At 62.8% G+C, this 19,823-nt stretch carries 20 protein-coding genes; 15 read left to right on the forward strand and 5 right to left on the reverse strand.

What is annotated here, in order from left to right:
* The first annotated feature begins 369 nt into the window (after positions 1-369).
* Positions 370-870 carry a hypothetical protein gene (locus QM470_RS08305; RefSeq protein ID WP_283338883.1) on the forward strand — a complete coding sequence of 167 codons (501 nt, stop codon included), beginning with the start codon at positions 370-372 and terminating at the stop codon, positions 868-870.
* A 274-nt stretch (positions 871-1,144) separates the two neighbouring features.
* On the forward strand, positions 1,145-1,981 hold the full coding sequence (locus QM470_RS08310) for an alpha/beta fold hydrolase (protein WP_283338884.1): 837 nt from the start codon (positions 1,145-1,147) through the stop codon (positions 1,979-1,981).
* Between the two features lie 173 nt (positions 1,982-2,154).
* Here the strand turns inward: QM470_RS08310 and QM470_RS08315 are convergent, their stop codons facing one another.
* Positions 2,155-2,349 (reverse strand): hypothetical protein, encoded by a 195-nt coding sequence (locus QM470_RS08315; protein ID WP_066534228.1) that lies wholly within the window; start codon positions 2,347-2,349, stop codon positions 2,155-2,157.
* Positions 2,350-2,588: 239 nt separating this feature from the next.
* Between QM470_RS08315 and tsaA the strand changes: the two genes are divergently transcribed.
* The 5 genes from tsaA (at position 2,589) to QM470_RS08340 (ending at position 7,744) form a co-directional block, all read left to right on the forward strand.
* Positions 2,589-3,089, forward strand: a complete 501-nt coding sequence (tsaA, locus tag QM470_RS08320; protein ID WP_283338885.1) for a tRNA (N6-threonylcarbamoyladenosine(37)-N6)-methyltransferase TrmO — start codon at positions 2,589-2,591, stop codon at positions 3,087-3,089.
* 206 nt (positions 3,090-3,295) lie between these two features.
* Positions 3,296-4,255 (forward strand): DMT family transporter, encoded by a 960-nt coding sequence (locus QM470_RS08325; RefSeq protein ID WP_283338887.1) that lies wholly within the window; start codon positions 3,296-3,298, stop codon positions 4,253-4,255.
* A 360-nt stretch (positions 4,256-4,615) separates the two neighbouring features.
* Positions 4,616-5,284: a c-type cytochrome gene (locus QM470_RS08330; protein ID WP_283338888.1), complete on the forward strand. Its 669-nt coding sequence runs from the start codon at positions 4,616-4,618 to the stop codon at positions 5,282-5,284.
* Between the two features lie 16 nt (positions 5,285-5,300).
* Positions 5,301-6,314, forward strand: coding sequence for a c-type cytochrome (locus QM470_RS08335; RefSeq protein WP_283338889.1), 1,014 nt, complete (start codon positions 5,301-5,303; stop codon positions 6,312-6,314).
* 545 nt (positions 6,315-6,859) lie between these two features.
* On the forward strand, positions 6,860-7,744 hold the full coding sequence (locus tag QM470_RS08340) for a TlpA disulfide reductase family protein (RefSeq protein WP_283338890.1): 885 nt from the start codon (positions 6,860-6,862) through the stop codon (positions 7,742-7,744).
* A 40-nt stretch (positions 7,745-7,784) separates the two neighbouring features.
* Here QM470_RS08340 and QM470_RS08345 read toward each other — a convergent pair whose 3' ends face one another.
* Together QM470_RS08345 and QM470_RS08350 are read right to left on the reverse strand one after the other, a co-directional pair.
* Entirely contained in the window at positions 7,785-9,008 is a 1,224-nt protein-coding gene (locus tag QM470_RS08345) for a GGDEF domain-containing protein (RefSeq protein WP_283338891.1), read from the reverse strand.
* Positions 9,009-9,777: 769 nt separating this feature from the next.
* Positions 9,778-10,935 carry a serine hydrolase domain-containing protein gene (locus QM470_RS08350; protein ID WP_283338892.1) on the reverse strand — a complete coding sequence of 386 codons (1,158 nt, stop codon included), beginning with the start codon at positions 10,933-10,935 and terminating at the stop codon, positions 9,778-9,780.
* Positions 10,936-11,440: 505 nt separating this feature from the next.
* Between QM470_RS08350 and QM470_RS08355 the strand changes: the two genes are divergently transcribed.
* Complete coding sequence (locus QM470_RS08355) at positions 11,441-12,055, forward strand: helix-turn-helix domain-containing protein (protein ID WP_283338893.1); 615 nt, start codon at positions 11,441-11,443, stop codon at positions 12,053-12,055.
* Positions 12,052-12,585, forward strand: coding sequence for a GNAT family N-acetyltransferase (locus tag QM470_RS08360; RefSeq protein ID WP_283338894.1), 534 nt, complete (start codon positions 12,052-12,054; stop codon positions 12,583-12,585). Before QM470_RS08355 ends, QM470_RS08360 begins: the two co-directional genes overlap by 4 nt.
* Positions 12,586-12,744: 159 nt before the next feature.
* Here QM470_RS08360 and QM470_RS08365 read toward each other — a convergent pair whose 3' ends face one another.
* Positions 12,745-13,518 (reverse strand): AraC family transcriptional regulator, encoded by a 774-nt coding sequence (locus QM470_RS08365; protein ID WP_283338895.1) that lies wholly within the window; start codon positions 13,516-13,518, stop codon positions 12,745-12,747.
* A 165-nt stretch (positions 13,519-13,683) separates the two neighbouring features.
* Between QM470_RS08365 and QM470_RS08370 the strand changes: the two genes are divergently transcribed.
* Entirely contained in the window at positions 13,684-14,925 is a 1,242-nt protein-coding gene (locus QM470_RS08370) for an MFS transporter (protein WP_283338896.1), read from the forward strand.
* A gap of 421 nt (positions 14,926-15,346) precedes the next feature.
* Here QM470_RS08370 and QM470_RS08375 read toward each other — a convergent pair whose 3' ends face one another.
* Entirely contained in the window at positions 15,347-16,294 is a 948-nt protein-coding gene (locus QM470_RS08375) for an MBL fold metallo-hydrolase (RefSeq protein ID WP_283338897.1), read from the reverse strand.
* Between the two features lie 220 nt (positions 16,295-16,514).
* On the opposite strand from QM470_RS08375, the gene QM470_RS08380 reads away from it, so the two are divergent.
* From QM470_RS08380 to QM470_RS08400, 5 genes are all read left to right on the forward strand, one after another.
* On the forward strand, positions 16,515-16,700 hold the full coding sequence (locus QM470_RS08380; protein WP_066534252.1) for a YgaP family membrane protein: 186 nt from the start codon (positions 16,515-16,517) through the stop codon (positions 16,698-16,700).
* Positions 16,701-17,097: 397 nt separating this feature from the next.
* Positions 17,098-17,466, forward strand: a complete 369-nt coding sequence (locus QM470_RS08385; RefSeq protein ID WP_283338898.1) for an ArsR/SmtB family transcription factor — start codon at positions 17,098-17,100, stop codon at positions 17,464-17,466.
* On the forward strand, positions 17,463-17,912 hold the full coding sequence (locus QM470_RS08390; RefSeq protein ID WP_283338899.1) for a YeeE/YedE family protein: 450 nt from the start codon (positions 17,463-17,465) through the stop codon (positions 17,910-17,912). Before QM470_RS08385 ends, QM470_RS08390 begins: the two co-directional genes overlap by 4 nt.
* Before the next feature lie 36 nt (positions 17,913-17,948).
* Positions 17,949-18,374 (forward strand): DUF6691 family protein, encoded by a 426-nt coding sequence (locus tag QM470_RS08395; RefSeq protein ID WP_502846820.1) that lies wholly within the window; start codon positions 17,949-17,951, stop codon positions 18,372-18,374.
* A 143-nt stretch (positions 18,375-18,517) separates the two neighbouring features.
* Positions 18,518-19,561 (forward strand): site-specific integrase, encoded by a 1,044-nt coding sequence (locus tag QM470_RS08400; protein ID WP_283338900.1) that lies wholly within the window; start codon positions 18,518-18,520, stop codon positions 19,559-19,561.
* The last annotated feature ends 262 nt before the right edge of the window (positions 19,562-19,823 follow it).

Raw genomic sequence — 19,823 nt, forward strand, 5'->3', positions numbered from 1 at the left:
AGCCGCACAGTCCATGCAGCAGCAGACCGGTGATCTGTCGCAGATGGTCAGCGTGTTCCGCCTGAAGCACGCCTGAGAGAGGCCCTGCACCTGACAGCACAGGCTGCATGCCATCTCCACAGCCCGCCTTTGGCGGGCTTTTTTATGCCTGTGCCCGGCATGCAGGCCGGCGCTCTTCCCTCTTGCGCCGCAGCGCACAAGCTGTAGTCCGACGAGCAAAGATACGCCGATACAGGCCCATGCCCCGGGAGGGACCACACAAGCAACTTCACCGAACAAGGGTGCTGTGCCATGGCGGCGCCACAGGCGTAGCATGGAGCCAGGACACTGCCACACAGCGTGCGTGCAGAGTCCGGCAAGGAGGCTGTCATGACATATCTCCATACTCCGCACCGCCGCCCCGTGGATCTGGTCACCGATGAGCCCAGCCGCGATCACCCCGTCGGAACGGGACTGGGCGTGGCAGGCGGTGCGGCCCTGGGCGCCGCAGTGGGTCTGGCTGGCGGCCCGCGGGCGGCGGCAGTGGCCTCCGTGGTGGGGGCCGTCGTGGGCGGGCTGGCGGGCAACACCGTGGCCCAGGCCCTGGTGCCCGATGCCGAGGAGACCTACTGGCGCGATGCCTACCAGCATGAGCCGTACTACTCGGACGCCTACACCTACGACGACTACGCTCCGGCCTACCGCGCCGGCTGCCACAGCCGCAAGAGCGGCCAGGGTCATGAGGAATGGAGCTATACCCGCCAGGAATGGGAGCGCCGCTGGGATGCCGAGCATGCCCACAGCCGGCTGAAATGGTCGGATGCCGAGCACCCCATTCGCGCGGCCTGGGAACGGGCCAACCGCTCGTATGTACAGGAAGGCGGCTACTGAGCGCTGGTGTTTGGCACTGCACCACGCAGCACGCCGCCTCCCTTGTCCAGGCAGCGTGCTGCACAACCATGCGCAGGCGCGGCAGCTCCCCTAAGGAGGGGCGCAAAAAAATATCGCACAGCGCAACGCACACTGACCAGGGCCGCAACCTGGGAGATACATCCAATGGTCGAGCGCACAGCCTTGTTGCAGCGCACTGTCAGGAATGGCCTACAGACGATCGGCCCGTGGTTTGCAACGCTGTGCGTTCCTTTCCGCCCGCAAGGAGTTCGCCATGCCGTATCTGCCTCTGACCGCTTCCAACCAGCCCGGCTTGCACCTGTACTACCAGGATGTCGGTGATGGCCCGCCTGTGGTGCTGATCCACGGCTGGCCACTGAGCAGCCGCAGCTGGGAAGCCCAGGTGATGCCGCTGGTCGAGGCCGGCTACCGCGTCATCAGCTATGACCGGCGCGGCTTCGGCGCTTCGGGCCAGCCCTGGGAAGGCTATGACTACGACACGCTGGCCCAGGACCTGCACACGCTGATCACGGCACTGGAGCTCAAGGGCGCCACGCTGGTGGGCTTTTCCATGGGCGGCGGCGAAGTGGCCCGCTACGTGGCCACCTATGGCACAGCACAGGTGTCGAAGGCCGTGTTTGCGGCGGCCGTACCGCCCTGCCTGTTCAAGAAGGCCGACAATCCCGACGGTCTGCGCACCGACAAGGACATTGCCGACCGCGAACGCACCGTGCGCGCCGACCGTCTGGCGTTTCTGGATGAATTCACGCAGAAATTCTTCACCTCCAAGGGCGATGGGTTGCTGGTCAGCGAAGCCCAGCGCCAATACGCCAAGTTGATTGCTGCCATGGCGTCGCCCAAGGCCACGCACGACTGCATTGGCGCCTTCTCGCGCACCGATTTTCGGGATGATCTGGCCCAGTTCCGCATTCCCACACTGGTGCTGCATGGAGACAGCGACCAGATCGTACCGCTGGAAGCCAGCGGTGCACGCACGCACCAGGCCATCCCAGGCAGCAAGCTGCATGTGATCCAGGGCGGGCCGCATGGCTGCAACCTCTCACACGCCAAGGAATTCAACCAGGTACTGCTGGACTTTCTGAAAAGCTAGAGCGAGAGCTCCGCGCACCTGCGTCGCTGGGGACCATGCGCACCCGAGGCCGCCTGGGTCGGGCAGGCTGCGATGCAGCCGCTCTCACTCTGCATCTCCTCTGGTGGCACAAGCCCCAAGCATCCGGCATACCACGCCATGGCGGGGCGTCAATCCGAACGCATGGCGTGCGTTCAGCCTGCAGCTTCCTGGCGCGGCGGCTCGGGTGATACATCGATCTGCTGGCGCACCCAGGCGGCACCGCCCAGGCGCATCAGCTTGGCCCGTTGCACTGCGGTCATCGGCAGATTGACGCGGCCCATGGGCGCATCGTAGATGGCCTTGCGGCCGCTTCCAGGTTTGCGTGGCTTGCGGTGGATATCGGTCATGCAAAAAAATGCGCGCGCACATGCTGCAGCGCTGGTTCTGGGCGTTCCAAAGGGGCTCGGCAGGCCGTATGACACATGTCCTGCTATGTCCCCTATTCCTTTGATAGAGCGCGATAATACCCTTCGCTATTCAAAATAAGAATAGCGGAATAATCCGCTGCATTTCACTCGACCAAAGCGCGCCACCACTGCATCGCCGGTCCGTACACCGCACGGTGCGCAAACCACCTCTGCCATCGATGACCGCTCCTGACACGCTTTCCTGCCCCATCACTCTGCAGCCCATCGGCTTTGTGCGCAGCCCCTTTCACAGCCCCCAAGGCATGCCCATCCAGACCGTGGCGGCGGCCGACGTCCCCGGGCAACTGGAGCTGCTGGCGCACTACCAGCCCGGCCTGCGCGACATCGAAGGCTTTGAGTTCCTGATGCTCATCACCCATCTGCACCAGGCGGTCGAAAAACTGGAGGTCGTACCTTTCATGGATGACCACAGCCACGGCGTCTTTGCCACACGGGCGCCGGCGCGTCCGAACCGCCTGGGACTGTCCATCGTGCGCCTGGAACGCGTGCAGCAAGGCTGCCTGCATTTCACCGGCAACGACATGCTGGATGGCACGCCGGTGCTGGACATCAAGCCCTACGTGCCGGCCCTGGATGTGCGCCATACCGAACGCATTGGCTGGTTCCAGCACGGGCTGCAACGGCTGCCGACGGCGCAGTCGGACGATCGCATGCGCTGAACCAGACACCAAGCCCCCCACGCAAGGCGCACACGCACGCAGGTGACCCACGGCCCTGACCGCTTGCGGCATGATGGCAGGCGTTTTGCTTGCGCCAAGTGGCAGCAGTCCGGCTTGTTCCCTGCATCAGGGATCCGCTTTTCGCCGGGCACCGCCTTCTGGCGCCCTCTTACGGTCTCTCTCCCTTGCCTTCGCCCCGCTGCACCATGTCCCATCCGCCTTCCAAACCTGTGGCCTATTTCTGTCTGGGCCTGAGCATGACCATGGTGGGCTGCTATGTGGCGCTGACCAAACCGCTGGTGGCGGCCATCCCGGTGTTCTTGCTGGCCTGGCTGCGTTTCGGGATTGCCGCCGTAGCCATGGCGCCGTGGCTGCGCAAGACGGGGGTGGAAGTACCGATGACCCGCCAGACGCGCGGGCTGCTGTTCCTGGAGTCTTTTTTCGGCAATTTTCTGTTCACGCTGTGCATGATCACTGGCGTCAGCCTGACCAGTGCCGTGTCGGCCGGCGTCATCATGGCGGCCATCCCTGCCGCAGTGGCCGTATTCAGCTGGATCTTTCTGAAAGAAAAAGCCAACGCCCGCACCTGGTGGGCGATTGCGCTGGCGGTGGCCGGCATTGCCTTGCTGGCACTTGCCCCCGGCCACCAGGGTGCGCATGGTGCGGACGCGGATGGCAACAGCCTGTCCACGGAAGGCACCCGCAGCCTGATCGGGCACCTGCTGCTGGTTGCCGCGGTGCTGTGCGAGGCCTCATATGCCGTCATCGGCAAAAAACTCACAGCGGCACTACCACCCAAACGCATCACGGCCATCATCAATCTGTGGGGTCTGGCACTGTCCACGCCCACGGGCATCTATATGGCGCTTCAGTTTGACTTTGCTGCCGTGGCCAGCGGCATGTGGTGGCTGTTGCTGCTGTACGCGCTGGCTGCCAGCATGTGGACCGTGTGGCTGTGGATGACGGGACTGCGCACCGTGCCCGCCTCGCAAAGCGGTATTTTCACCGTGCTGCTGCCGGTGAGTGCCGCGCTCACCGGTGTGCTGCTGCTGGGTGAATCGCTGCAACCGCTGCAGTTGCTGGCCCTGGGCATTGCACTGGCCAGCGTGTTGGTGGCCACGGTGCCCGTACCCGGGCGCGCGGCCAGTGTGCCGGCCGCCAAATAGTGCCATTTCCTGCCTGCCGCCATGGCGCGCAGGCCTATACAGCCCCGGCCGGTGATGCGCGGGACGATGGCACCCGGCACCGGCCGGACCATGCATCATGAAAGCATGGGGACCATCCGCCCGGCCAGCTGCACGCTGATGTGCACAGCCAGGACCATGCATTGCGTCCGGCCCGGCGAGGTGAGCGGCACATTCGGACCGAGTGCACAGCGCTTAATCCGCACTTAATCCCTTGCCCCTAACCTTCAACGGGTCAATACCTGTCGGGTGCTTGTGCGCCTGCGGGGCATGCACACGCCTGGGGCTCCCGCCACGCGGCTGGCCCCTGCTTTTCTCCCCTCTCTCCATTCCGTCATCCCTATGCCTGTCCCCAAGGCCCCTCCCCACGGGCTGGCCTGCCTCGCCCTGCTCGCAGCCTGCCACTTTCCCGCATGGGCTGCCGATGTCAACGCCGGCGCCAAGATTGCTGCCAACGGTGGCTCCCAGGGAGCTGCCGCCTGTGCGTCCTGCCACGGAAGCAACGGTGAAGGCACGGCCTCCTTCCCGCCCCTGGCCGGTCAGTCTGCAGGCTATCTGGAACGCCAGTTGCACGACTTTGCGGCCGGCCAGCGCAAGGCACCCACCATGGAGCCCAATGCCCGTGCGCTGACCGACGCGGAAAAAGCCGACGTCGCGGCCTATTACGCCAGTCTGAAACTCCCCATCCAGAGCAAAGTGGGCCCCCTGCCCAAGGCCAAGGACGGCAATGGCGCCTGGCTGGTCGAGCGCGGCCGTTGGGAAGACGGCATTCCGGCCTGCGCCAAATGCCATGGACCGGGCGGCACTGGCGTGGGTGTGGATTTCCCCGCCATCGGCCATCTGAGCGCGGCCTATATGCAAACCCAGATGGATGCCTGGAAGAACAAAAGCCGCCAGGCCGGCCCGCTGGGCCTGATGGGCTCCATTGCCCGGAAGCTCAGCCCTCAGGATATCCAGGACGTTGCGGCCTATTACCAACAACAGCACGGCAGCGCTGCCGCTTCCCACTGAAAGGCAGACCCCGGATATGACCACGGACTCTTTTGTGCACACCACGGCAGACCGGCAACACGCCGGCGGTACGCTGGGCGCTGCTTTGGCAGTGGCTTTTTGCGCCATCCCGCTGGTGGCCGCCATCGGCGGCATTGCCTACAGCCTCCCCGACACCCCCAAGGCGCAACGCGCTGCGGCCGAGAAAGCCGCCCAGGCCGCCAAGCAGGCCCAGACCGCGCAGGCCGGATTGCAACCGGCGGCATACAGCGTGCCCGATGCGCGCGCGATTCCGGACAGCAAGATGGGAGAGTGGATCCAGCGCGGTGAAGCCATCTTCCTGCGCACGCCCGAGAATGCCAAAGGCTTTTCCGGCAATTCGCTCAACTGCGTGAACTGCCATCTGGACGCCGGTCGCCTGAAAAATGCGGCGCCTATGTGGGGGGCTTACCCGCTGTACCCGGCCTATCGCAAAAAGACGGACCATGTCGACACCTTTGCCGAACGCGTGCGCGGCTGCTTCATGTATTCCATGAACGGCAAGGCGCCCGACGATGGGCACGACATATTGGTGGCGGTGGAAGCCTATGCCTACTGGATGGCGCAAAAAGCCCCCCTTGGCGAAAAATTGCCCGGTGCCGGCTTCCAGAAATTGTCCCAAGCCGAGGTGGCGCCCACCTTTGAAGCGGGCCAGAAGGTCTATGCGGCCAAGTGTGCGCTGTGCCACGGCGACAGCGGCCAAGGCCAGAAGAAAGACGGCGTGACGGTATTCCCGGCCCTCTGGGGAAAGGACTCCTACAACTGGGGAGCCGGCATGCACGAGATCGACAAGGCAGCCAGCTTCATCAAATCCAACATGCCATATGGTCTGCACAACGACCTGAGCGACCAGGAAGCCTGGGAGGTGGCCACCTTCATCAACAGCTTCGAGCGCCCACAGGATCCCCGCTTCAATGGGGATATCGCCCGTACGCGCGAGGTCTTTCACAACAGCCCCAACTCCTTGTACGGCGTGGAAGTCAACGGAAAGTTGCTGGGCAAGGGCACCTGAACGGCCAGCCTGTATTGGCGAGGGCTGGCAGGTACTCGCCCCTCATCGCTCGCCTCGGCACAGGTGGTTGGCGCGGGGCTGCCCGAATCGGGCCAGCAGACACGCCCGGAGCGCAGGCTGCACCCCATGCTTTGGAGCTGCTGGCACGCGCTCAGCCCAGCTTCAGTTGGGTCCCAGACCAGGCTGGACAACGGCGCAGTGAGGCTTGTGCGATCGGTACTTAATCCCCCTATAACGCAAGCAGGGCCCAATCTGGCCGCCAGCCTGTTGCGCCACCCATGGTGGGCAGCGTCCAGGCTGACGCTTGTGCTTCCCCCCGGTCGCCTTGGGCCGGGGGATTTTTTATGGCCCGCTGGCCTGCAATGCGCTTCGGCGCGGCCACCGCGAGGTGCCGCCTCGTTCCGTTCCGCCGCTGAAGCTCTGCGCCCTTTGCCGGCTGGCTGCGGGTGTGCTGCTATCCATGCCGCAGCACCCTGCTTTAGGTGCCACGGTAGGCTGTGCGGCTGGGCTCCTCGCCCACCCCTCCCTCTTGACCCGGATATGTGATGGAAGAAGTCTTGCGCATCGGCCCTCTGGCCCTGCCCCTTGCCCCCTTGCAACTGTTTGCCGCCTGGTGGCTGGGCGATGCCCTGGCCCAGCGCCGGGCCGCGCGCAGCCAGCAGGTATGGGGCTGGCATGGCTGGCTGTTGCTGGTCTGCGGACTGCTGGCGGCGCGCGCCGCCTTTGTGCTGGAGTTTGCCCCCCACTACGCCCAGCCCGCCTGGGCGGCATTCGACATCCGTGACGGAGGCTGGACCGCCAGCGTGGGCATGATCGCCGTACTGCTGTATGGGGCAGCCCTGTGGCTGAAGCGCCATGCGCTGGCCCCCGCCGCCATGGTGGGCATCGCTACTGCTCTGGCGCTGTGGCTGGGTGCGCAAGGGCTGCGCCACGCCATGGCGCCCGGTCAGGCGCCACTGCCCACCTTCTCCGCCGTGGCGCTGGACGCACGCACCGTGCAACTGGATCAACTGGCCCAGCAGCAAGGCCAGCCGCTGGTCATCAACCTCTGGGCCACCTGGTGCCCGCCGTGCCGCCGCGAGATGCCAGCCCTGCTGCAAGCCCAGCGTGAGCACCCGGACGTTCGCTTTCTCTGGGTCAACCAGGGAGAGGCCCCGGAAACCGTGCTGCAGTACGCGGCCCAGCACCGGTTGCCTCCGGCCCAGGTGTTGCTGGATGAACGCCAGGAACTGGGCCGCTTGCTGCGCAGCAGTGCGCTGCCCACCACCGTGTTTGTCGATGCCCAAGGCCGCCAGAGCGCGTTGCGCGTGGGCGAGCTCTCTACCGCGACATTGGCCCAGCATCTGCAGCCTTTGCTGAAGCCAACGGGGCCTGACACCGACGTGCCTTCCGCTGCCTCGCCCGCCCTGCCGCAGTCTGCGACCCGATAAGGCCTGCGCCGTCCGCTCCTTAGGACGTGCAACGCGCAGGCTACATCACCGTCTTGGTCGTGTCGGATGGGCCGTCTGTGCGCTGGACGGGCAAGCCATTCTGGGCGCAGGCGGCCAGCTCCACCCGGTTGCGCCCGGCAGCCTTGCCGCGGTACAAGGCGGCATCGGCCTCCTGCATGGCCGCTTCCAGACCTTGCGCGCCCATGAAGTGGTGCGACACCCCCACGGTGACCGTGCAGTGCAGCATCTGCCCTCCTCCCGCCATGGCAACGGCCTGGTTTTCGATGGCGGCCCGCAGGCGCTCTGCCAGTTGCATCACGCCATCCACATCGCTGTCCAGGCAGATGGCGACGAATTCCTCGCCCCCGATGCGTCCGGTCAGATCGCCACGGCGCACCGTGTGGCGCAACACCTGCGCCACATGGCACAGCACCGTGTCACCCGCCTGGTGGCCGTAGCGGTCATTGATGCGCTTGAAGTGGTCCACGTCCACCATGAGCGCATGCGCCGGCACGGCCTTGCGGGAGTTGAAATACAGCTGCAGCGCATCGTTCAACCCGCGGCGGTTGAGCAGTTGCGTCATAGGGTCACGCGCTGCCAGATTGCGCAGCTCGTCGGTCAGCCTACGCAGCACCAGCCAGATGATGGATGGCGGCAGCACCGTCGCGAGAAAAGACATGTAGATATAGAACACCAGCTGAAAATCGGCATCCATCTGCAGCGCTGCCAGCCCACCACTCAGCAATTTGACGAATTTGACGGCATTAAGCACGCAGATGCCGAAGATCAGGGCGGCAAAAAACACCATCTCGCCGTACAGGTCCTTGGCAAAGGTGCGCACCCCATAGACCACGGTGCCGGCCATCAGCAGGAACATCAGTGCCGAAACGCCCGACAGCATGGCGTAGCGCGCCACCGGCCCCAGGCTCCACTGCACCAGCACCTGTGCCGTGCTGTAGACGGCCGCAAACACCAGCAGCGGCCGCAGCAACGGTACGGGCCGCCCAAAAAAACGCATGGCCCCCAGCCAAAAGGCCACCGGTGAGGCCAGTGTCAGCGTGTGGTTGACCACGCTCATCACACTCCAGGCCGGCCCGCCTTCCACCAGTTGCAGCACATAGGCCAGCCCCAACAGCAGATTGCCCACGGCAAAAAAGTCCAGCCCCATCTTCTTGCCATGCAGGCGCTTGCTGATGAGCAGGAACATCGCTGCAAAGCACAGCAGGTGTGCACACAGCATGCCGACAAGAATGGTTGCAACCATGGAAAAGTGAAGGGGTACCAAGTAGGGCCTGTACAGAACTGCCGCCGCAAAGCGCCTCGGCCCGCCGGACAGCACTTTGCTCACATAGGGATCGGAAAAGCTGTGTCGGCCCATCGCGGCACAGTCGCCCAGCGTAGCAAGAGCGGCTAACACGACTCAGCAAACCAAGGTTTGCGGTGGAGACGAGGCGCGAAGCCGCAGACAGCACAGTCGTACGGCAAGGCGAAGCAACGACGCATCAAAGGTCACGCTAGCCGCTCTAAACGATCAGAGTGTAAGACCAGAGGGTGAATAGCAAGCCTTTGACGGTGTGGGCGGCTGTTGATTCTTCGTACACAGATGCTTGCTGTCGGCCAGTGCACCAGCCATCGGGCCAGGCCATGAATCCACAGGTGGCCCTGGCACGCGCGCTTAAGGCGTTGGTGGTTGCATTTTCAATGCAACAGGTATCGGATTATTCAGTGCATGAGCACACCCAGATGCTGCATTTATATTCTTGATACCAGCTTGCATTCAGCCATGAATTAACAATAGACAACGGCACTGTGAATCAGAATTCACTATCCTCGATGGCATTAATCAATATAAAGTAATCTTAGTGGAATAATCAATTTAAATAAATATATAATACTTTTATTCACATATGTCATGCAAGTTAATTTTGCATATATTCTCAGAAGATTAATTTTTAAAATTACAAGAACCAAAAATAATTATATTCAAAACAGGAAAGCGCCCTTTCGGGCGTTTTTCATTGTTAGCCCATGCCTTAGCGCACGGCCTGCACCGCTGCAGCAAAGAAATCGTTGTCATTGATGGTGTTCTTGCCCGTGGGCTTGGGCAAGGCCCCCCACACCACGATCACCGTGTTTTCGCGCGGGTTCATGTAGACATGCTGGCCAAAAATGCCGCGTGCTTCAAAGGCACCTTCGTTGGGCGTGCCCTGGGACTTGGGAATGGGCCACAGCATGTAGCCGTAGTCCACCGGTTTGCCGTCCACCATCTTGGGGCTGCCTGCATCGGCCACCCAGCCGGCAGGCAACAACTGCTCACTGCCCACTTTACCACCCCCCATCAGGAACAGGCCAAAACGCCCATAGTCGCGCAACGTGGCCGACAGGCCGCTGCCCCCCACTTCCAGGCCATTGGGAGATTCCAGCCACCAGGTGGCGTCGGACTCCATGCCAAACTTGGCCCACACGCGCTCGGACAGATACTGTGCCACAGGCTTGCCCACCGCTGCGCGCACCAGGGCGCCGGCCACATGGGTTTCGCCGGTGCTGTAGTTCCAGCGCGTACCGGGGGGCGCTGCGCGGGGCAGCTGGGCCATCAGCTTGAGCACGGCCCCGGGCGTCTGGGCGTTCTGCACTTCCAGCATCTTGCGGCGGTCGGAAGCCGGGTCGGTATAGGTCTCGTTCCACTGCACGCCGGAAGCCATTTGCAGCAAATTGCGCACCGACACACCGTCGTAGGCACTGCCCTTGAGTTCGGGCAGGTACCGGGTCACCGGATCGTCGATGCTTTTGATGAACCCGTCTTGAATGGCAATACCCACCAACGTTGCGGTGATGGACTTAACCACCGACATGGACATCCAGCGGGTTTGATCGCTGTTGCCCAGCTCATAGTCTTCGAATGCGATCTTGCCGTTCTTGATCACCAGCAAGCCGCTGACCCGGTTGATCGAAACATAATCGTACAAGTCGTAGTTCTTGCCATTGGATGCAAAGCTGAAATTCTTCAGCTGCACATCGGATTTCGGCAGCGGATAAACCGTCTTCCCCTTGTGGATGGTGCGGGTCGAAAACAAACGGTCGATATTGCGGAAGGTGTTGGCCTGCACATCCGGCAGCAGTGCACCGTCGTACACCTGCTGTACGGTACCAATACGTTCCTTGCTGTGCACATTGGGCAGGCCGTCGGCCATGGCAGCTGTACAGAAGCTTGAAAGCAAGGCCAGAGATACGGCATTCAGGGGATAGCGCAATAGCATGGTGATTTGTCTCCAATCCGATTATTCTTGAATGAATATGTCTGTGCATATTCACGATAAATCGTAGCACTAGGCTGGTGCGGCGCATTATCTGTTGTGCGACGGCTTTGTCTTGCTGGTGACAGATGCGGCTGGAAATTGAGAAATGCGCCAGGCAGAGGTTTTGCCATACTCAGCCCTGGAGATTGGGGCTCCAAGAAGCTGAGCGAGACAGTCGCGCCAGCACGGTCGCAACCTTGCAAGGCGCGGGCACCACCACTGCCACACGCTAAAGGAGCGACAGCACAGCGATGCCTGCGAGCCAGGCCTGCGCAACTTTTCACGCTGGCGCGGTCAACAGTTGCCTGCCCGCCAAGCTCTCTGCAGCCGCGGGACGCGCAGGCAATCTACGAACGTCAAATTCCATGATGCTGGAATTTATTTCTTGCATAATGGATACATGGACATCGACATCCTTCTCGCTGCCCGTGTGCGTGGCTTGCGCAAGGCAAGGGGCGCCACACTGGATCTGTTGGCACAGCGCAGCGGCGTGAGCCGCTCCATGATCTCGCTGATCGAGCGCGGCGAAACCAGCCCCACGGCAGCAGTGCTGAGCAAGCTGGCCTCTGCACTGGATGTGCCGCTGGCTGCGCTGTTTGATGCCGTGCCCGCCGACACCACGCCCTCACCGCTGGCCCGCCATGCCGACCAGGCTTGCTGGACCGACCCTGGCAGCGGCTACCAACGCCGCCACCTCACGCCGCCCGGCCTGGGGGCGCCGCTGGAACTGGTGGAAGTGACCTTCCCTGCTGGCCAGAGCGTGACCTTTGACAACGCCACCCACCTGCCTGCGCACCTCGCGCCCCAGCAGCAGCTGTGGCTGCTGGAAGGCCGCATGACATTGACTGTGGGCCACCAGACCTGGGCACTGGCGGCCGGCGACTGCCTGGCCATGGTGGTCAACCAGCCCATCGTCTTTGCCAACCCCGGCGACCGCCCTGCCCGCTATGTGCTGGCGTTGACGGTGGCATCCCCTTCTTTCACGGCAGCCCCCGCTGCCAGGACCTTGCGATGAACGATCTGCACCTGGTGCCCTGCACCCCCGAACGCCACGCTGGCGCGATTCTGGACATTTTCAACCACGCCATCGCCACTTCCACTGCGCTGTATGACTACCACCCGCGCCCTCCAGAGCAAATGGCTGCCTGGTTTGCCAGCAAGGCCACCGGCAACCTGCCCGTGCTGGGTCTGGAAGACGCTGCAGGAACCCTGCTGGGCTTCGCCAGCTACGGGCCGTTTCGCCCACAACCGGCCTACAAATACACCATGGAACATTCGGTCTACGTACACCACACCCAGCGCGGGCGTGGCCTGGGCCTGCAACTGATGCACGCGCTGATCGCCGAGGCCCGCACGCGCGGTAATGTGCACGCACTGGTTGGCGCTATCGACGCCGCCAACACCGGTAGCCGTGCGCTGCATGAAAAACTGGGCTTTGCCTTGGTGGGCAGCCTGCCGCAGGTGGCTTTCAAATTTGGCGGCTGGCTGGATCTGGTGTTCTACCAGCTGCTGCTGGAAACACCGTTGCAGCCGGTGGATGGCTGATTCACCTGGTGCACAGAAGCCTGCTGCTGATTGCGGCCTATCCATCCGCCATGGAGATAGGTACAACGACACAGATGGGATCGCCATGAGCGTTCCTCCATCAGAATTGCGGCCAGGCCGTCTCCCTAAAGCCAGGGTTGCGTTGAGCCGGGCAAGCGCTTAGCGGTAGAAACCAGAAGGCGTCACCCCAAAGTGCCGGCGGAACATGGCGGTGAATGCACTGGGGCTGGCGTAGCCGCAGTCCAGCGCGATATCGATCACTTTGTCTCCGCAAGCGATACGACGCAGTGCGTGCAACAGCCGGGCCTGTTCACGCCATTGGGCAAAGGTCATGCCGGTTTCCTGTGCAAAAAGACGGTGCAAGGTGCGCTCTGCCACCTGGATGCTGGCGGCCCATTGCGCGGCACTGGCAGCATCGGCCGGTTGCGCCATCAATGCAGTGCAGATGCGGTGCAGCCGTGTGTCCTGCGGCAGTGGCAGATGCAGGGGCAAGGTGGGCGAGACCTGTATCTCGTCGATCAGCAACTCCAGCACACGGGCATGGCGTGGCGATGGCACAGCACCAGGAGCGATGCGAACCGCTTCCACCAGCAGCTCCCGCAGCAGCGGCGACACATTGATGGCACAGCTTTGCGCAGGCATGGCGGATACCTGATCCACATTGATGTAGGCCGTGCGCATGACCACATCACCGGACATGTTGACGCAGTGGCGCAGGCCTGTGAGCATCCACAGCGCCCGGTTGGGCGGAATGACCCAGGAGCCGGCATCGGTGTGGATGACCATCACGCCTTCCGTGGCGTACAGCAGTTGCCCCCGGGGATGGCTGTGCCAGCCTGTGGACATGCCGTGGCGCCAGCGGCTTTCCATGGCCACCACCGGCTGGGGCCGCTGGTCATAGGCGAGGTAGTGGTGCGATGGATCTGCGCTCATGGCAGAAACTCTACAGAAATTGGCAGATAAGCGTGCGACAGCCACGCTGTAGCGCACTACGCTGGCGGTTCCGTGGGTTGCCATGCTGGCAGACACGGTTTTTGGAACCCCGGGCCGTGGGGGCCAGGCCATCCTGGACCCCACATTTCCCAAGCTGTTTGCGCCATGACTCCCCCTTCCTCCACCCTTGCTGAATCGCCCCAGGCAAACCCAGCCCCTGCCGCACTCGCGCGCCCGCAGGGCTTTCTGCTGCCCATCGTAGGCGGCGCCGCGCTGGCCCATTTGCTCAACGACCTGATTCAGGCCATGCTGCCGGCCATCTTTCCGCTGCTGAAAACCAGTTTTGCGCTGAGCTTTGGACAGATCGGTCTGATCGCCCTAGTCTACCAAGTCACCGCCTCGTTGCTGCAGCCCTGGATCGGCCTGTACACGGACAAGCACCCCCAGCCCTATTTGCTGCCCTGCGGCATGGTGATGACATTGATCGGCATTGCCTTGCTGGCCACCGCGGGCAGCTACGCGATGCTGCTGACAGCCGCCGCCGTGGTGGGAGTGGGATCGGCCACGTTTCACCCCGAGGCCTCGCGCATTGCACGGCTGGCCTCTGGGGGGCGCTTTGGCACGGCACAGTCCACTTTCCAGGTGGGGGGCAACACCGGCTCGGCCATAGGTCCGCTGCTGACCGCGGCCATTGTCATCCCCTACGGTCAGGGTGCAGTGGCCTGGTTCATGCTGGTGGCACTGGCAGCCATCTATGTGCTGTACCGCCTCACCCGCTGGGTGCTGCAGCACGGCACCGCCACTGCCAAAGGCCTGGCCAGGCAAGGTGTCCAGCAAGGCCTGGGCCGCGCCGCCGTGGTGCGCGCCATGGTGGTGATCTGCCTGCTGATGTTTGCCAAGTTCGTCTACATCGCCGCCTTCACCAACTATTTCACCTTCTATCTGATGGAGCGCTTTGGACTGAGCGTGCAGCACAGCCAGCTCTATCTGTTTGTCTTTCTGGCGGCCGTGGCTGCTGGCACCTTTGCTGGCGGCCCGGTGGGCGACCGCATCGGCCGCAAGGCAGTGATCTGGATTTCGTTCCTGGGTGTGGCACCGTTTGCGCTGGCCCTGCCCCATGTGGGACTGGTGTGGACTGCGGTGCTGGCCATTCTGATCGGCCTGGTGATGTCATCCGCCTTTGCCGCACTGGTGGTCTATGCGCAGGAAGCGGTGCCCGGCCGCGTGGGCATGGTCTCTGGCCTGATGTTCGGGCTGATGTTTGGTATCAGCGGCATCGGCGCCGCTGGCCTGGGCGAGCTGGCCGACACGCATGGCATTGTCTGGGTCTATGGTCTGGTGTCGTTCCTGCCGCTGCTGGGCCTGGCTACTGCATTGCTGCCGGATACACGCAAGGCCAAGCACTGAGCACGTGGACCAGCCAAAGAACAGCCCCAGAGCGCATGGCGTGCTGGGACTGTTCTCTTTCTGCTGCCAGACTATGTCCAGGCGGTTAGCGGCCGGGCATCCTCTCCCTGGCATTCCCGGCCTTGGCGGCATGTCTCCGCTCAGGGGCGCCCCCTGTAGATGGCAACCGCCAGCATTGGTTCTAGCTCCAGTCTTTTGACCTGAAAGCGCATGCAGCCCGGGCAGCACTGCGTAACGCGAATGGCAGAGGAACGAACTCTTTGTGTGTGGCGCTGACGGAGTCTTCCAAAGTGCTTCTGGTGGATGAAGCCGCCTGCAGGCATGCAAACTTGGCCGGTGATGGCGAAGACTCAGACAGTGGAAAGAACGCTGACCGATCGCAGGTGCGCAGCCGTTCACCTGTGTGTGCGTGGGCAGCACCTCATTTGTCTGCACCGGGGCCCTGCCCCAGGCCTGGAGGCAACGGCTGGCCTGCCCCGGCACCCAGCGCATTGACGGGCAGCTGGATGTAGGTGCACCCATCATCCTGTGCAGGCGGCAGCTTGCCGGCGCGCACGTTCACCTGCACGGAGGGCAGGATCAGCGTGGGCATAGCCAGCGTGGCGTCCCGTGCCTGGCGCATCTGCACAAAGTCGGCCTCGCATACACCGTCGTGCACATGGATGTTGCTGCGGCGCTGATCGTCCACCGTGCACTCCCAGGCCGGTCCGCGGCCTGCCGGGGGGTAGTCATGGCACATGAACAAGCGCGTATCGCCCGGCAAAGCCAGCAACTGGTGAATGGAACGGTACAGCTGGGCTGCATCGCCGCCAGGGAAATCGGCCCGGGCTGTGCCCACATCCGGCATGAACAGTGTGTCCCCTACAAAGGCAGCAGAGGCTTCGCCCTGGCGGCCTTGTACCTGGTAGGCCATGTCCGCTGGCGTATGGCCCGGCACCCACAGCGCCGTCACAGGCAGTTGCCCCACTTGAAAGACCTCGCCGGCCGCAAACAAGCGGTCGAACTGGCGGCCATCGGGCACAAAGCCTGGCTCGAAGTGGAACACGCTGCGGAATACCCGTTGCACATCGCGTATGCGTTCGCCCATGGCCACCTGGCCTCCCAGTTGGTGGCGCAGGTACTGCGCAGCAGAGAGGTGGTCAGCATGGGCGTGGGTTTCCAGAATCCACTGCAACTGCCAACCTTGGACATGCAGGTAAGCGGCAATGCGATCGGCTGAAGTGGTGGAGAGCTGGCCAGACTTGGGGTCCAGGTCCAGCACGGCATCAATCACCGCGGCCTGGCGGGCCTGGGGATCGGCCAGCACATAGCTGATGGTTCCTGTGACAGCGTCATAGAAGCCTTGGATATGCATGCGTTCAGTGGTCATGACAGCTCTGAGGTTGGCTGGGGGAGCGGTGCTCTGCGCGCACTGCATGCCGGCATGGTAGTGGGCTGCAGCAACGAGGTCAGCGATCGCTTGATTAATTTATGTTTTTATATAATATACAAAAACATATTGTTTAGCGATGCCGCTGGGACCTCCGTGCTGTCAAGGCCCTGCCCTGCGTCCACCCATTTTTTGTAGCCATCCTTGAAAGGAAAAGACCATGAAGTTCAATGTAGGCGGCCTGGACCGCATTCTGCGCATCGCCATCGGCCTGGTACTGATTGCCCTGGCTGCCACTGGCACAGTGGGATGGTGGGGCTGGCTGGGCATACTGCCCTTGCTGACCGGAATCTTTCGCTTCTGCCCGGCGTATCCGCTGCTGGGCATCAGCAGTTGCAAGCGATGAGCCCGGGCGCGATGTAACCCATAGACACGGCCCTCGCGCAAAGTACCGGCATGCACGATGTTGTATGACTGATTGCCTCCATTGCAACCCGCTTCAAAAGGCCGTGAACCGATGGAAGCGATGGACCGCGTTCCCTGCGAACACAGAGGCAGTCCGTGGTCAATGCCCAGGGGTTGGAGGTTCATCCCGGCCATGCGTTCATGCAGGCGCAGCGCGCCAGTCCTGATCATTGTCTGGGGCTGGCGCGGAGGCAATCCGGCGGCGGACTCCCATGGACACCGCCTCCGGACACGCGGCGTTGCCCTGCAGGTAACGAAGGCGGCTATCGCCTGGTGCTCCATGACAATTTACTTTTTTATATAGTATTGATCCACCGCATGTTGCCCTGCTGCCGACCATGTCCTTGAACGAAGCCTCGCCCCCTCCTGCTGCATCTGAGCTGTCTGTCACTGCCACGCTGGATCAGGACGCTTTGCGCGCCCATGCCGATGAAGCAGTGGCAATGCTCAAGGTGCTGGGCAACGTAGACCGCCTGATGCTGCTGTGCCAGTTGTCACAGCAGGAGCGCACTGTGGGCGAGCTGGAGCAGTTGACCGGCATCAGCCAGCCCACACTGTCCCAGCAGCTGGGAGTGCTCCGCCGCGAAGGTCTGGTCAGCACGCGGCGCGAAGGCAAATTCATCTGGTATCAACTGGCCGACAACCGGGCTCTGCAGCTGATGCAGGCCATTCACCAACTTTTCTGCGCCCCTGGAGAGCAGGCATGACGATTCTGTGGAACGCATTCACGCCCGGATCCTCGCTGGCCGGAGGCGTGCTGATTGGCGTGGCCGCCGCGTTGATGGTGGTGTTGCTGGGCCGTATTGCCGGTATCAGCGGCATTGTAGGCGGCTTGCTGCAACCCAGTACCTGGCGGCAAACCAGCGCCTGGGGCTGGCGCCTGGCTTTTGTGCTGGGCCTGATCGGCTCACCGCTGGTGTGGCAGTGGTTTGCCCCCCTGCCCGCCATGGAACTGCCACGCAACCCGTTGCTGATCGTGCTGGCCGGCCTGTTGGTGGGTTTTGGCACGCGCCTGGGGTCGGGCTGCACCAGCGGCCACGGCGTGTGCGGGCTGTCCCGCCTGTCACAACGTTCACTCGCCGCCACGCTGACCTTCATGGCCACCGGTGCACTGACGGTGTTTGTGCTGCGCCATGTACTCCACATTGCCTGAAAGACTGCCATGTCATCACAGCAATCCCAAGCTGCCATGCGAAACATCACCCGTTCTCTGGTGGCCCTGGGCGCAGGTCTGGTGTTTGGCCTGGGGCTGATCCTGTCAGGCATGGGCAATCCAGCCAAGGTTCAGAATTTTCTGGACTTTTTCGGCACCTGGGATCCATCGCTGGCCCTGGTCATGGGTGGCGCCATCGCCGTGGGCCTGGTTGCATTCACCTGGGCCAGGCACCGCAAGACCAGCCTGCTGGGCGAGCCCATGCAGCTGCCCACAGCCTCGGCCGTGGACCGTCGCCTGCTGACCGGCGCGGCCCTGTTTGGCACCGGCTGGGGGTTAGCAGGTTTTTGCCCCGGGCCCGCCGTGATGAGTCTGGCCACGCTGCAATCCGAAGTCTGGCTGTTTGTGGCCGCCATGCTGGCCGGCATGCTGCTGCAACACTGGTGGGCAACACGGCGCTGAACGCCCGCAAGGGCGTGCAGGCGATGGCATACCCATCTCTGGGTAAGCGGAGCGGCCCAAGGTGGCACCTGCTTTCAGAAATTTCCGTGGAATCTGGCTCCAGCTTATGCATACTTTGAATTACGCGCTCCTAAAATAGACGAATGCAGCCCCGCAAGCTCCTTCCAGCCTTTGACGCGCCGACTGGCGATGCGCTGTTTCAGCACTGGCTGTCAGCCTGCAGCGCCGACCCCTGGGCACCGCTGAGCGAAGCGGCGGCCACCCCCTACCGCTTTATCTGGGGCGCGTGGCTCAAACTGCTGGCAGCATCAGCTGATGCCGCACGGCCAGCTGAAGGCCAGGCGCTCCAACCCTGGCAGCAGGCCCAGGCTGTGCAGGTACTGCAGTTTCTGAACCAGTCCACGCGCAGCCAAAAACAACTGGATCTGCCCAGCAACATCACCCGCCGCCGCTACTGGCGTGTTCTGGAACGCATTTACGACCATGCGCTGCTGCATGGATGGATCGCACACAATCCCTTGGATGCAGTGTCCGAATTGGACCAACCTCCCAGCGAAGATCCGCAGGGTGCGATCCTGAGCCCGCGGACATGGCATGCTTTGCTGCGCCAGATTCCTGCCGCCACCGATCTGATTTCCGCCCGTGACCGTGCGGTGTTGCTGGTGCTGGTGCATTTGGGGCTTTCCTCCGAAGAGGTGCGCGCCCTGGTGCTGGAAGATGTGCTGTGGGGGGATGCCTCTGCCAAAGCGGGCGCTACGTTGGCTCAGCCTGCCAACCATGCCAAGGCGTCTTCCGCCCGCATTCACGGTCTGCGCATCACCGGGCTGCGCGCCATGCAATCCCGCACGCTCGAGGTTCCACCACAGCTGGACGAGGCCTTGCGGGTCTGGCTGGGCTACCGGGCAGGCTATGCACCGATGGCACAGCAACCCGCCCTGTTTTGTACGCGCAAGGCGCCTGCGCTTTCCACCCACACCGTGCTGCATCTGGTCAGCAAGACCTTGAAGGCCGCCAGCGTCCGCTCTTCTCAGGAGCGGCCTCCTCGCATGGGGCCCCAGGTGATCCGCAACACCGTCATCGTGCAGTGGCTGCAATCCGGCCTGCCCCAGGCGGAGGTGCTGCAACGTGCCGGCTTGAAGACCCCCCATGCTCTAGGCCACCTGCAGCAGTTTGTGGACTTGGAATGAGGTTCGGTAAGTTTCGAGTGCCTTGATATATTTCATGTAAGCTGTATTCAAGACAGAAAGAACCCAAGGATGAAGAGCTCGCAGCATGCAAGCCTCAGCGCAAGCCATGGAAGATGCAAGCTTGTGCGGCTTAATCCGGTTGCCGACTGCCTTCACTTCTTCGCATTGCGGGCCTGATGGGCACGTGCGCATGCAAAAGCCCTGTATGCGCCGTACGGTTGGCAGGGACTCTTGCAATAACCTGACCCTGAGCCCCTCTTCA

Source organism: Comamonas sp. 17RB (assembly GCF_030056555.1).
GTDB lineage: Bacteria > Pseudomonadota > Gammaproteobacteria > Burkholderiales > Burkholderiaceae_C > Comamonas > Comamonas terrigena.